11 protein-coding genes and 2 tRNA genes are annotated in these 11,909 nt (G+C 50.9%); 8 read left to right on the forward strand and 5 right to left on the reverse strand.

The window, feature by feature from the left end:
• Positions 1–164 precede the first annotated feature (164 nt).
• The 5 genes from PPL9_RS11710 to PPL9_RS11730 all read right to left on the reverse strand — a co-directional run bounded on the left by PPL9_RS11710 (position 165) and on the right by PPL9_RS11730 (position 4,524).
• Positions 165–241, reverse strand: a tRNA-Arg gene (locus tag PPL9_RS11710).
• Positions 242–315: 74 nt separating this feature from the next.
• Positions 316–392, reverse strand: a tRNA-Arg gene (locus PPL9_RS11715).
• A gap of 191 nt (positions 393–583) precedes the next feature.
• Positions 584–2,131 carry a HAMP domain-containing sensor histidine kinase gene (locus PPL9_RS11720; RefSeq protein ID WP_208989324.1) on the reverse strand — a complete coding sequence of 516 codons (1,548 nt, stop codon included), beginning with the start codon at positions 2,129–2,131 and terminating at the stop codon, positions 584–586.
• Between the two features lie 133 nt (positions 2,132–2,264).
• Positions 2,265–3,707: an FAD-dependent oxidoreductase gene (locus tag PPL9_RS11725; protein ID WP_057462863.1), complete on the reverse strand. Its 1,443-nt coding sequence runs from the start codon at positions 3,705–3,707 to the stop codon at positions 2,265–2,267.
• Positions 3,708–3,747: 40 nt separating this feature from the next.
• Entirely contained in the window at positions 3,748–4,524 is a 777-nt protein-coding gene (locus PPL9_RS11730) for a VTT domain-containing protein (RefSeq protein ID WP_057462864.1), read from the reverse strand.
• Between the two features lie 445 nt (positions 4,525–4,969).
• Here PPL9_RS11730 and rpmH point away from each other — a divergent pair, with 445 nt between their 5' ends.
• The 8 genes from rpmH to PPL9_RS33240 all read left to right on the forward strand — a co-directional run.
• The gene (gene rpmH, locus PPL9_RS31290; protein ID WP_082596783.1) at positions 4,970–5,104 is read left to right on the forward strand and encodes a 50S ribosomal protein L34; all 135 of its coding nucleotides are present in this window, start codon (positions 4,970–4,972) and stop codon (positions 5,102–5,104) included.
• A 62-nt stretch (positions 5,105–5,166) separates the two neighbouring features.
• Entirely contained in the window at positions 5,167–5,571 is a 405-nt protein-coding gene (gene rnpA, locus PPL9_RS11735) for a ribonuclease P protein component (protein WP_208981682.1), read from the forward strand.
• A 49-nt stretch (positions 5,572–5,620) separates the two neighbouring features.
• Positions 5,621–7,432: a membrane protein insertase YidC gene (gene yidC / locus PPL9_RS11740; RefSeq protein ID WP_057462866.1), complete on the forward strand. Its 1,812-nt coding sequence runs from the start codon at positions 5,621–5,623 to the stop codon at positions 7,430–7,432.
• 162 nt (positions 7,433–7,594) lie between these two features.
• Positions 7,595–8,245 carry a ribosome biogenesis GTP-binding protein YihA/YsxC gene (gene yihA / locus PPL9_RS11745; protein WP_057462867.1) on the forward strand — a complete coding sequence of 217 codons (651 nt, stop codon included), beginning with the start codon at positions 7,595–7,597 and terminating at the stop codon, positions 8,243–8,245.
• A gap of 283 nt (positions 8,246–8,528) precedes the next feature.
• Positions 8,529–9,455, forward strand: a complete 927-nt coding sequence (locus PPL9_RS11750; protein WP_057462868.1) for an EAL domain-containing protein — start codon at positions 8,529–8,531, stop codon at positions 9,453–9,455.
• A 146-nt stretch (positions 9,456–9,601) separates the two neighbouring features.
• Positions 9,602–10,489, forward strand: coding sequence for an acetylglutamate kinase (gene argB, locus PPL9_RS11755; protein ID WP_057462869.1), 888 nt, complete (start codon positions 9,602–9,604; stop codon positions 10,487–10,489).
• 114 nt (positions 10,490–10,603) lie between these two features.
• Positions 10,604–11,302: a pyrimidine 5'-nucleotidase gene (locus tag PPL9_RS11760; protein WP_057462870.1), complete on the forward strand. Its 699-nt coding sequence runs from the start codon at positions 10,604–10,606 to the stop codon at positions 11,300–11,302.
• 191 nt (positions 11,303–11,493) lie between these two features.
• A partial coding sequence (locus PPL9_RS33240; protein WP_208989325.1) for a LysR family transcriptional regulator occupies positions 11,494–11,909 on the forward strand: 416 nt, incomplete at its 3' end.

Genomic DNA, 11,909 nt, shown 5'->3' on the forward strand with positions numbered 1-11,909 from the left:
CGCAGCTGTGATGGGCGAAAACATCATCAGGTTTTTGCTGGAAAATCTTCCACAAGGGCAGAGCGAAGAAGAAACTCTCGCATCAAGCAATTGAATGCTCGAAGAGTTTAGTAAGCACAACTCATCCATAAGATGAAGCAGCTAAATTTTAAAGGAGAGAAAATTGGCGCACCGGGGAGGATTCGAACCCCCGACCCCCAGATTCGTAGTCTGGTGCTCTATCCAGCTGAGCTACCGGTGCGCTGTTTCTTGCGAACAAGAATTATGTATCGGCCTAGTGCAATCTAAGCCACCTACTCTTTAGAGAAGAGTAAATGGCGCACCGGGGAGGATTCGAACCCCCGACCCCCAGATTCGTAGTCTGGTGCTCTATCCAGCTGAGCTACCGGTGCAGGCCGCGTTCCCTGCGGAACGGGGGTCTATGTAGCCGCCTTACTGGACCTTGGCAAGCGCTTTAGAGAAGTTTTTTAAAGTGATTTTGCGTTTTGGGGATAACAATTTCTGACTATCAGAACAAAGACGTAGGGCATTGCAGCCTAAACGTGAGAAAAGCTGCACTTGCACAGTACAGCTTTTCCAGAGATTAGCCCTTGCTGCTGTCAGCAGGGATTAGTCTCGTAATTTTTTCAGTCGCTTGTGCCCCATGCCGGTATGGCAACTGGATTTTGAAACAAGCCCCGGTTGTCACATCTTTCTCCAATGTGATCTTACCGCCGTGCGCCACAACGATCTCTGCTGCAATCGCCAGACCCAATCCTGTTCCGCCAACTTTGCCGGATGTCTGGAAGGCTTTGAACAATCCCTCCTGAGCTTTTGCAGGGATGCCTGGTCCCGTATCAGAGACATAGATGGACAGCATGTCGTCTTTTACCTTTGAATGGATCTCAATCCTGCAAACAACACCAGACGCGCCTTTGGACGCTTCCATCGCCTGCACCGAGTTCCGGCAGAGGTTGAGCAATACGCGGAATATTTGTTCAGGATCTGCTTCCAACTCCTGCGTCTCTGGTACGCTGACATGCATCTCTATGCCATCAGCGTATCTGGACAGGCCAAGAACCTCCTCCACATCGCGTAGAACCGATGCAAGGCGGATGACACGCAGCTCTGGAGCAGCCTCCTGAGCCTTGCCGTAGGACAACACTGCACTGGTGTAGCTGGCCGCTCGGTCCAGCGTTGCAAGAATCTTGGGTGCAACACGTTGTACGGTCGGGTCCGGCAGTAGCTCCAATCGCTCAAGGAACAGCTGTGCTGACGCGAGCAAATTCCGCATATCGTGGTTGATCTTGGAAACAGCTAGCCCCAACGCTGCCATACGGCGTTGCTGGTTCAATGTCTGGTTCAGAGACTTCTGCATGGACTGCAATTGAATTTCAGCCTCACCCAGCTCATCCGCACGCCCGCTTGGCTTGATAATTTCCCGCGCATTCTCAGGGGATTCAGCAAACCGCATCATGGAGCCAGTGAGCCGTTGTAAAGGACGCAGCAGCAATGACCGAATGGACAGATAAACAAGCGCGGCTGTCAGGCATGAGATGAGGAGAGATAACTGCAGAATGTTCAGAGCATATTTCTGCAAATCGTCTCGCAGCAAAGATGCTGGGAAGACCATATCCACTCTGCCACCTGAGCGCATATCAATATCGCCGATGACGCGGATCTGGCCGGTTCGCGTTCCAGTCAGAAACTGAAGGCTACACCCAATCGCATCCCATGGGGAATCTTGTGTCATATCAATCGTCTTGGTGATGTTCATTTCTGAACTCTCCATAGCGATCAAATTACGGCGCTCTCCAACGGCAAGTGAAATCGCCTGAGCACCCGTTGCTTCAAGCAGCTTTTGCTGGACTTGCGGAGACAGTGTCTCACTTTCTGACAACAAAGTTGCGGCAACACCGCCAACCGCCAATCGATCACGCAGCCAAGTGTTTCGATAATTCGCAATTGAAGGGACAAAAATAAGAACTTCACTGAGCATGACAAACAAGATTGTCAGCAGCAAAAGTTTGCCAGAGAGGCCCATTCCACCGCCAAATATCTTGCGGTGTCTGTCTTTCGGAGTTTCATCCGAGTTCAGCTTTTTCGGTGTGACCTCTGTTTCAGAGGCCACTCTCCCATTATTTTGAGCCATCCACCTACCTGATGAGTTGGTACACAATGATCGTGCAGCGCAATTTGTTGTTACGCGCTATGCCTTACTCATTTTTAGCAGATGACGTGTGCCAAGCAACACACTTCTCTCACAGCTGATCACAACTGCGTCATCAGAACTTTCTCAGAAGCGCCAGAATTCTGCGGAGCCATGGATTTTTAGGGGCATCCGCATAATAAGTAAGTGCAGCTCTGCGAATTGCCTCATTTAGTGTCGGGTACGGGAAGACCACGCCCAAGAGAGCACCGACCTTCAACTTTTGAGAGATCATCAGAGCCAACAGACCAATCTGCTCACCAGCACCTGGGCCTACAATGGACGCACCAACGAGCTGCCCTTTTCCGTTGGTCAGGAGCTTAACCTGACCTTTGCCTTTGCCTTCGGCCAGCGCCCTATCATTTCCGGAGAACTCTGCTGTCAGAACTTTGAGCTTATCGCCCAGCTGTTCGCGTGCTTGCTGCTCTGAAAGACCAACCTGCCCAATCTCAGGCTCAGTGTAGGTCACCGCAGGCATTGTTATGTTGTGGTGGTTGACCGGCATGCGGAACAGGATTGAGCGAATGACGAGTGATGCGTGCGCTCCTGCGGCATGTGTAAACTGCGCTCCACCGGCGACATCACCGATCGCATATACTTTACGGTTTGTGGTGCGTAGCCCGTCATCTGCCTTGATGCCTTTGCGGCTATACTCAATGCCAGCGGCTTCCAAACCAAGAGAAGAGACGTTCGGGGCACGACCTGCCGCGATCAGGAGATGCGTGCCTTCAACGGTTCCTTCGGCTTCATCATCAACTTTGATGGTGACTTTTACGCCAGCGTCAGTGCGTTCAACGCTGTTGACCTTAGTGTTTGCAAGGATCTCAACACCTTCGGATTCCATCTTCTCGATGACTTGAGCAGCATGGGCAGGATCGGTCACTGCCAATGGACGCAATGCTTCAATGACTGTGACACGGCTTCCCAGACGACGGTGAGCCTGTGCCATCTCCATGCCGATTGGCCCTGCACCAATAATGATCAAGTGCTCAGGGCGTTCTTTCAGTTCAAACAGGTTTTCGTTTGTCAGGTACGGTGTGTTTTCAATACCAGGGATCGGAGGGACCGCAGCGCTGGAGCCCGTAGCAATGACAAAGCGGCGTGCTTTAATAATCTGCTCACCGACTCTGACGGTATCTGCGGAAGTAAACTCACCTGCGCCCTGAATGACGTGCACACCCAAGCCTTCGAAGCGTTCAACAGAGTCATGTGGAGCTATGGTGGCGATAACATCATGAACGTGATCATTCACCTTAGAGAAATCAATCTCAGGCTCTTGAGCACCAACGCCAAACTTTTCTGAGGACCGAAAGGTAGCGGCAGCTTTACCAGCTGCGATAATTGCTTTGGATGGGACGCAGCCATAATTCAGACAGTCGCCACCCATCTTACCCTTTTCAATCAGGACAACATCCACGCCAAAGGCTGCTGCAGCTGCCGCGACTGAGAGGCCGCCCGAGCCAGCGCCAATAACACAGATATCCGGGGTCAATGTTTTTGCATTATTGTTATTTGTCATCGAGAAAGTCCGTAATTTCGAAATTGATCTGGTCTGAGATTTATTTGCCGCGAAAACGCTGAACAATCGGCGGAATGAGCGCTACCAAACCTAGCGCTGCAAATGCCCAAATCAGCTCAGGCGTAATGAGTGCGGAAATCTCCACCTCACATGTACCAGCAGCCGAACAACCCGGATTTGCCTGCTCTTGCGCCAGGATCACACTATCCAGACCAGCCCCAACGAAGGCATAGGCGAAAGTGCCTGGAATGATACCGACGAATGTTGCGATCAGATATGTGCTCAACGGAACATGGAACAACGCAGGCGCAATGTTGACGAGCCAGAACGGAAACACTGGGGTGAGACGCAGAAAGAGTAGGTAACTGAACGCGTTCTTACGGAAACCCTCTGACATTTTATCGAGGAACGGCCCTGCTCTTGCTTTGAGCGTTGCACCAACCGAAGTTTTTGCAGCGATGAACAACAGTGCGGCACCAATTGTTGCTGCCAGAACGGTGAGCAAACCACCGAAGAACCAACCGAACAAAAAACCGCCTGCGATTGTAAGCAGGGATGCACCCGGGAAAGACAGAGCAACCGCAAGTGTGTACACGACGAAATAGATCAGCGGGGTCAGGATTGGGTATTCGGCCAGATAGCCAGAAAGCAGTTGCTGATTTTTGATCAGGTTGCTGATTGTGATTTGCTGATGCCAGCCTTGAGAGATGCCATAGGCGGACACGGCAAGGATAACAAAGAGTAGTCCCCAGCGTTTGATGAAGCCCAAAGCTCCCTCGGCTGGTGACTTGTTATCATTGTGTTCCGTGATTCCCATGTGCTTTTCCTTAGATGGTTTCAACGTTCAGACCTGAAAAGAACCGAAACCTCAGTGTTCTTGCCTAGTCTAGACTGAATAGGTTACTATGTTTTTTGCAGGCTCAATCGCCTAATGAATTGATGTCTTACAATTTTCATACAATCAGAAAGACCTCCGGTGTTATCACAGGTTCGTGCGTTACCCGTAGTTTCACTCTGTTTTGAATGAGGGGTAACGGCTCTACACGAGGCTGTGAGGCAATAAAGAGTCAGGATATCGTAGATTCCGGCACAGCAATTATTGACTTGAAGCACGCACACTAATATAAGCGCCGACGAATAGGAGTGCGGATCCCCTGCGCAAAGTCCTGCAACTTGAATAAAGTCGCGGTGACTTCGGGGAGAAGACGCACAATCCAAATTAACGTTTAAGTTGGAGCCAACGGCTCTGCTAGGGTAATAAAATGAAGCGTACTTTCCAACCGAGCAACCTTGTTCGCAAGCGTCGCCACGGCTTCCGGGCACGTATGGCAACTAAAAATGGCCGCCAGGTACTGGCACGTCGTCGTTCTAAAGGCCGTAAGCGTCTTAGCGCTTAATCGCGACGTTGCGCGGCGGCATTCACTTCATATCCATTGAACAAAAGTTCCGCCGCAAAAACATGAAAACACTCAAAAAGCGCTCCGAGTTTCTTACCGTCGCAAAAGGCGGAAGGACAGCTCGGCGCGCTTTTGTGCTTCAAGCGGCTAAAACCCGCAGTGATGGCGACCCTCGAATGGGTTATACGGTCACCAAGAAAACCGGAAACTCTGTTGAGCGCAGTCGAATAAAGCGCCGACTTCGAGCCGCTGTTGCCTTTCTTGATTTGGATATCGCCCAGATAGGCGCCGACTATGTTCTGGTTGGCAGGAGAGCTGCACTTTCACAACCTTTCGAAGATCTTCTGAAAGACCTCAAAGGCAGTGTAAGAAATGCGTTCAAGCCTCGTAAACCTCGCCCTATCCGATCAAAACCGAACTCGCTGGCAAATTCTAAACCTCCACATGATAAAGTTGAGGCCAACTGACCAGTGATGACTATTTATTCCACCCTTTTGAAAATGAGTGATCCAGTCGATGAACGATAATCGCAATATGATCGTAGCGATCGTAATGTCGCTGGTTGTGCTATTGGGCTGGCAATATTTTATTGCCGGACCACAGTTAGAAGCTCAGCAGGAAGCGCAACAGGCGCAGCTGGCAGACGATGCACAACAAGCCGGTTCCAGCTCACCCGTTGCACTGCCTGAAGGTGCATCCGGTCAAGTGGCTGCTCCTGGCACCGATAGCGGGACCGCGGCGCAATCATTCGTCAGTCGCGCACAAGCACTGGCTGCATCTCCTCGCCTGACCATTGACACCCCTAGCCTCTCCGGCTCTGTCAATTTGCAAGGCGCGAAGCTGGATGACCTTCGCCTGAATGACTACCGTCAGACACAGGCCAAGGACAGTGAAACTGTTGTTCTTTTCTCGCCGAAAGGCAGCCCAGAGCCATACTACGCTGAGCATGGTTGGGTTGCGGATCCAGGTGCACAGGTTAAGCTTCCGAATGCTGAAACTGTCTGGACTGCAGAGACTTCTGGTAACCTGACACCGTCTTCCCCTATCGTTCTGAGCTGGGACAATGGCGAAGGACTGGTATTCAAGCGCACTTTCTCCGTCGACGAGAACTACATGTTCACTGTTGACCAGGAAGTGCAGAACAGCACTGGCCAGAACGTTCAGCTTTATCCTTATGGTTTGATTGCGCGTAACGGCGAGCCAGAAACCGCTGGCTTCTTCGTACTGCATGAAGGTCTTATCGGCGTTATCGGCGAAGAAGGCCTCCAGGAAATCAACTATTCTGACCTGATTGAGGATGGAAGCATTCGCCCAGGTCGCGCTAACACAGGTTGGCTCGGCTTTACTGATAAGTACTGGGCTGCAACACTGATCCCAACTCCGGGCACTGAGTTCCAGCCAAACTTCTCCTACAACGCCCGCACTCAGAACTTCCAGAGTGACTATCTTGGTGACGCGGTTCAGATAGCTGATGGCACTAAAATCACCAGCTCATCACTGCTCTATGCAGGTGCAAAAGTTACCAAGCTGATCGAAGGCTATCAGGCATCCTACAACATCGAAAGCTTCGATCTCATGATCGACTGGGGTTGGTTCTACTTCCTGACCAAGCCGATGTTCTGGGCAATTGACTGGCTCTATTCTCTGGTTGGCAACTTCGGTGTCGCTATCCTGCTTGTGACCGTTATTGTGAAGGCCCTGTTCTTCCCGCTGGCAAACAAGTCCTACGTCTCCATGAGTAAAATGAAGCTCGTGCAGCCGCAGATGACTGAGATCCGCGAGAAGTTCAAGGACGACAAGCAGAAACAGCAGCAAGCCATGATGGAGCTGTACAAGAAGGAAAAGATCAACCCATTGGCAGGGTGTTTGCCGATGGTCATTCAGATCCCCGTCTTCTTCTCGCTCTATAAGGTTCTGTTCGTTACCATCGAGATGCGTCATGCGCCATTCTTCGGATGGATTCAGGATCTTTCTGCTCCAGACCCAACCACAGTCTTCAATCTGTTCGGCCTGATCCCATGGGATCCGCCAAGCTTCCTGATGATTGGTGTCTGGCCTCTGATCATGGGTGTAACCATGTTCCTGCAGATGAAGATGAACCCAGCACCAGCTGAGCCTGCACAGCAGATGATCTTCAACTGGATGCCTGTTCTGTTCACCTTCATGCTGGCAACCTTCCCAGCTGGTCTCGTGATCTACTGGGCATGGAACAACACTCTTTCTGTTGCACAGCAGGGAATCATCATGCGTCGTCAGGGCGTGAAACTTGAGCTCTTTGATAACTTGAAGAGCATGTTCAAGCGCAAGCCTAAGGAAGAAAGCAAGTAAGCTTTCCTCTTTGAATAAGACTTCGAAAACGCGGCCTCAGGGTCGCGTTTTTTGTTTGGGGTTAGCACCTTTTGTGGTGAAGCTTCATCGTGACAAACAATAAGGCTGCGCTTTGGAAAACAGCACTCGACCAAATCGAGATTGCAGGTTAAAAGGCAGAGCATGAGCTCAGAAAAAGAATATTCAGCAGAACAACTGGAGGCGGGACGCCTTCTGTTTGCGCGTCCTTGGGATTTTATTACCAGTGTGAAAGAGATGCATCAGCTTCCTGAGCTGGATGGTATCGAGATCGCGTTTGCCGGTCGTTCCAACGTTGGTAAGTCCAGCCTGATCAACAAGCTCACCGGTAAGAAAACGTTGGCTCGTACATCCAACACACCTGGCCGGACCCAGATGCTGAACTTCTTTGGAGCAGAGCACTCCATCCTCAAGATTGTCGATATGCCAGGCTACGGGTACGCTGAAGCACCAAAAGGCATGGTCGATGCGTGGACATCACTTATTTTTGACTATCTACGCGGTCGAAGCACCTTACGCCGTGTGTTCTCTTTGATCGACTCACGTCACGGCATCAAAAAGAACGATCTTGATGCCATGGCGATTCTGGACAAGTCCGCTGTGCCTTATCAGGTCGTGCTTACCAAGGCAGATAAACTGAAGCCAGGGCAACTGCAGCGTATGAAAGATGAGACGCTGAAAGTACTCGCGAAACGTCCTGCTGCACACCCGGAAGTCATTGCCACCTCTTCAGAAAAAGGCAACGGTCTGGATGAATTGCGCGCAGAGATCGCACAGCTGGTCAGTTACGGCTAATCAATTGCAGGTGCAGGGCTCATCTTTCCCTGCGCCTTCCTCTTTCGGATAGCGGCCCCGCAGACATATCCAACATCCCTTGTCCATCCTGCAATTTCCAAAATTCCCCTTGTTCTCACGTTTTGCTGCCTTTTCCCCAGCCCGCCTTAACCTCTTCTTGACCTTGGGTCAATTTACCCCCCGAATATAGACAGACCGTCGTCGAAGGGGAGGTCGTCGAATGTCTGGAAAAGACAAACAAGATTACAATCACAGTGCTAAAATCAGTCAAAGGGGGTGATGTATGTGTGCAACTCCGTCCCTCCGTCATCATTGGGCTCTTGTACCTGAGCATACCATTACCAATGCGTTGACCTATGTTTGGCGTTTCATTCATGCACTACCAACGCTGCTGTTGGCAGGGCTGAATTTGAAGAAGTGGTACAAAGCACGCCAGCTTGGGCCTACCGCACTGGAGCGTTCACTGATTTCTGCCTACCTCCGTGATGAATTCGTGCTGCATTATCAGCCAATCGTCCGTGTGACAGATCGCAAGCTCGTTGGGGCTGAGGCTCTGATCAGATGGGAGCACCCGGAGAGTGGTTTGTTGCCCCCTTCCCGTTTCATCACAACCCTGTGCCGCAGTTGCCTTGGTAAAGACGTTGGTTACTGGGTTATACGCGAGGCCTGCAAAGCACGCAGTGGATGGAGTAATCTTGTTGATCCTAGTTTCAAGATCTCCGTGAACATTTGCGGCAGGATGTTTGTTGATCAATACATCGTCTCCCGCATTCAAAAGATTTTACAGGACACTGGCACCCCCGGGCATTTCTTAGAGCTTGAAGTTACAGAACGGATTGATCTGGACAGAGCGCCACATGCCATGGAGAACATGCGTAAGCTGCAGGAGATGGGTATCTCAGTTGCCTTTGATGACTTCGGCACTGGCTTTGCCTCTATGAAGCACTTGCTGGATTGTCCAGTTGACCGGATCAAGATCGACCGCAGTTTTCTATCTGGAGTGCCAACCTCTGCTGTTCACAGTGCCGCTTGCGCTCATCTGATTGAACTGGCTCACTTGCTAGACATGGAAGTGACGGCTGAAGGTGTTGAAACGGAAGAGCAGATGCACTTGCTGGAAAGCAGCGGCTGCACCAATGCTCAGGGTTTTTTGTTCTCCCCTCCAGCGGGTGAAGACGGTTTTGCAGATTATTTACGCGAGAGGCATTAGACAATTTCCTCGATTACTTGAGTAAATCCACGCAGGTGGGGATGACTGAACATTTGTGACGTGTTCATAATGCGGCTATATACTTCACACGCAGTCCGTGTGATTTGCGTATCAATCCTTTGTCTTCTCCAGGTGTACAAATCGCTATGAGTTTCTCGGAATCCAGTAATCGTGCGCACGTCATTGCCCAAGCTCTTCCTTATATGCAGCGCTATGATGACCGACGTGTTGTTGTAAAATACGGCGGCAATGCCATGGGAGATGACTCCCTTTCCCGCGCCTTTGCCCGAGATATCACTCTGTTGCGCCAGTCTGGTGTTCATCCGGTTGTTGTTCACGGTGGTGGTCCTCAGATTGGTTCGATGCTTGATCGTCTCAACATCAAGAGCGAGTTTAAAGGCGGCCTTCGTGTGACGGATCAGGCGACCGTTGAGGTTGTTGAGATGGTGCTGGCCGGCTCCATCAACAAAGGCATTGTGGCAGACATCAACCGCGAAGGTGGACGTGCTGTTGGTCTTTGTGGCAAAGACGGTGACATGGTCACTGCACGTAAATTGCACCGCAAGCACCGTGATCCGGATTCCAAGATCGAAGAGGTTCTGGACCTTGGGTTTGTTGGCGAACCTGAAGCAGTCAACGCCAAGGTGCTTGAGCTGATCCTTGAACGTGATCTCATTCCTGTTGTTGCTCCTGTTGCGCCGGGTCGTGATGGTGCGACTTACAACATCAATGCAGATACCTTTGCTGGTGCGATTGCGGGCTCTTTGAACGCCAAACGCCTGCTGTTCCTTACCGACGTTCCGGGTGTTCTGGACAAAGACGGCAAGCTTATCAAGCAGCTGACCCGTGCCGGAGCCCGGGCTCTTATTGAGGATGGCACAATCTCCGGCGGCATGATCCCGAAGGTTGAGACCTGTCTCGAAGCCCTTGAACAGGGTGTTGAAGGCGTTGTTATTGTTGACGGAAAAGTCGCCCACGCCGTTCTTTTGGAACTCTTCACCGACCATGGTGCAGGTACTCTGATCGTACCTTGATAATTGATGCAGGGAGGCGAAAGACGCTCGCCTCTCTTGCTATCCTTATTCTTTCCTGTTTTGCTTGGTATCAAACAACACTTATCGGCATAGCTGATAACTGAACGGATAAGCATGACCAATTCCCCATTTGCCAGCGTTGAAAGCTGGGTTTTCGATCTGGATAATACTCTCTACCCTCACCATTCAAATCTGTTCGATCAAATCGATCAGCGGATGTCTGAGTTTGTACAAAAGCTCACCGGAAAGCCGGCTGAGCAGGCGAGAGAGTTACAGATCTCCTATTACAAAGAGTATGGAACCACGCTTCGTGGTTTGATGCTTGAGCATCACATTGAGCCCGATGAGTTCCTTGAGTACGTGCATGACATTGACCACTCTGTGCTGGATCCCAATCCTGAGCTTGCAGATGCGATCAACCAACTGCCGGGCAAGTGCTACATCCTGACAAACGGAACGCGAAAACACGCGGAATCTGTTGCCAATCGTCTGGGTATCACACAACACTTCGAAGACATCTTCGGGATTATGGAGGCTGATTTAGTTCCAAAACCTGCTGAAGCGACCTATCAGCGTTTTTTGGAGAAAAACGGTATTCTTCCGCAGAAAGCAGCCATGTTTGAGGACCTTTCACGCAATCTAGTTGTTCCAAACTCTCTTGGCATGCGCACTGTTCTTGTCATTCCGGACGGAACACGTGAGGTTTTCCGCGAAGATTGGGAGCTTTCGAGCGGCAGCGAGCCTCACGTGGATTTCGTGACCGATCATCTGGACGGTTTCCTCTATAATATCCTAGGGGAACTCAAGAATTAGAGCTATTCCATCAAAACACGAAGGTGCCCCGGTTTCGCATCTCAAACTCCTGTAGGGGCAGTTTCGACCAAAAATTGCAATTTTTGCGCATAATAAGGCGCAAAGAGAAAAAATATCACGATCGTCTAGACGAATGCCTTTTTTCCCTTTATTGAGATTAATTCAAGAACTCATAAGGAAGGGCATTCGTCATGGTTTCACTGCGCGCGCTACACGCATTTTCACTGTTGGCCAAACACGGCCGAGCAGCTCGTGCCGCAGAGGATCTTGGCGTTACACCATCAGCCCTGACGCACCTGCTCCGATCATTGGAAAACGAGCTTGGCGCCGCGCTGGTTATTCGTGATGGCCGCGGACTTGCCCTGACTGAAGAAGGGCAGCGCTTGTCCTCCAATCTTGGCAACTCGTTTGACCAAATCGAGCACGCTGTTGAAGCCTTCCGGCGCAGAAGCCGGACTGAGTTGCGCATTTCTACCCTTTCTACAGTTGCAACACGCTGGCTTATTCCGCGGTTGCCGGACTTTCAGGATAAGCATCCGGATATTGAGCTGCTGATCTCGACGAGTATGCGCGTCGTGGACCTTGACCGAGAGTCCTATGATTGCGC

Source organism: Pseudovibrio sp. POLY-S9, assembly GCF_001431305.1.
Taxonomy (GTDB): domain Bacteria; phylum Pseudomonadota; class Alphaproteobacteria; order Rhizobiales; family Stappiaceae; genus Pseudovibrio.

Coding starts and splice junctions, on each gene's coding strand:
- PPL9_RS11720 (WP_208989324.1), bottom strand. CDS start 2,131: ATGGCTCAAAATAATGGGAGAGTGGCCTCTGAAACAGAGGTCACACCG.
- PPL9_RS11725 (WP_057462863.1), bottom strand. CDS start 3,707: ATGACAAATAACAATAATGCAAAAACATTGACCCCGGATATCTGTGTT.
- PPL9_RS11730 (WP_057462864.1), bottom strand. CDS start 4,524: ATGGGAATCACGGAACACAATGATAACAAGTCACCAGCCGAGGGAGCT.
- rpmH (WP_082596783.1), top strand. CDS start 4,970: ATGAAGCGTACTTTCCAACCGAGCAACCTTGTTCGCAAGCGTCGCCAC.
- rnpA (WP_208981682.1), top strand. CDS start 5,167: ATGAAAACACTCAAAAAGCGCTCCGAGTTTCTTACCGTCGCAAAAGGC.
- yidC (WP_057462866.1), top strand. CDS start 5,621: ATGAACGATAATCGCAATATGATCGTAGCGATCGTAATGTCGCTGGTT.
- yihA (WP_057462867.1), top strand. CDS start 7,595: ATGAGCTCAGAAAAAGAATATTCAGCAGAACAACTGGAGGCGGGACGC.
- PPL9_RS11750 (WP_057462868.1), top strand. CDS start 8,529: ATGTGTGCAACTCCGTCCCTCCGTCATCATTGGGCTCTTGTACCTGAG.
- argB (WP_057462869.1), top strand. CDS start 9,602: ATGAGTTTCTCGGAATCCAGTAATCGTGCGCACGTCATTGCCCAAGCT.
- PPL9_RS11760 (WP_057462870.1), top strand. CDS start 10,604: ATGACCAATTCCCCATTTGCCAGCGTTGAAAGCTGGGTTTTCGATCTG.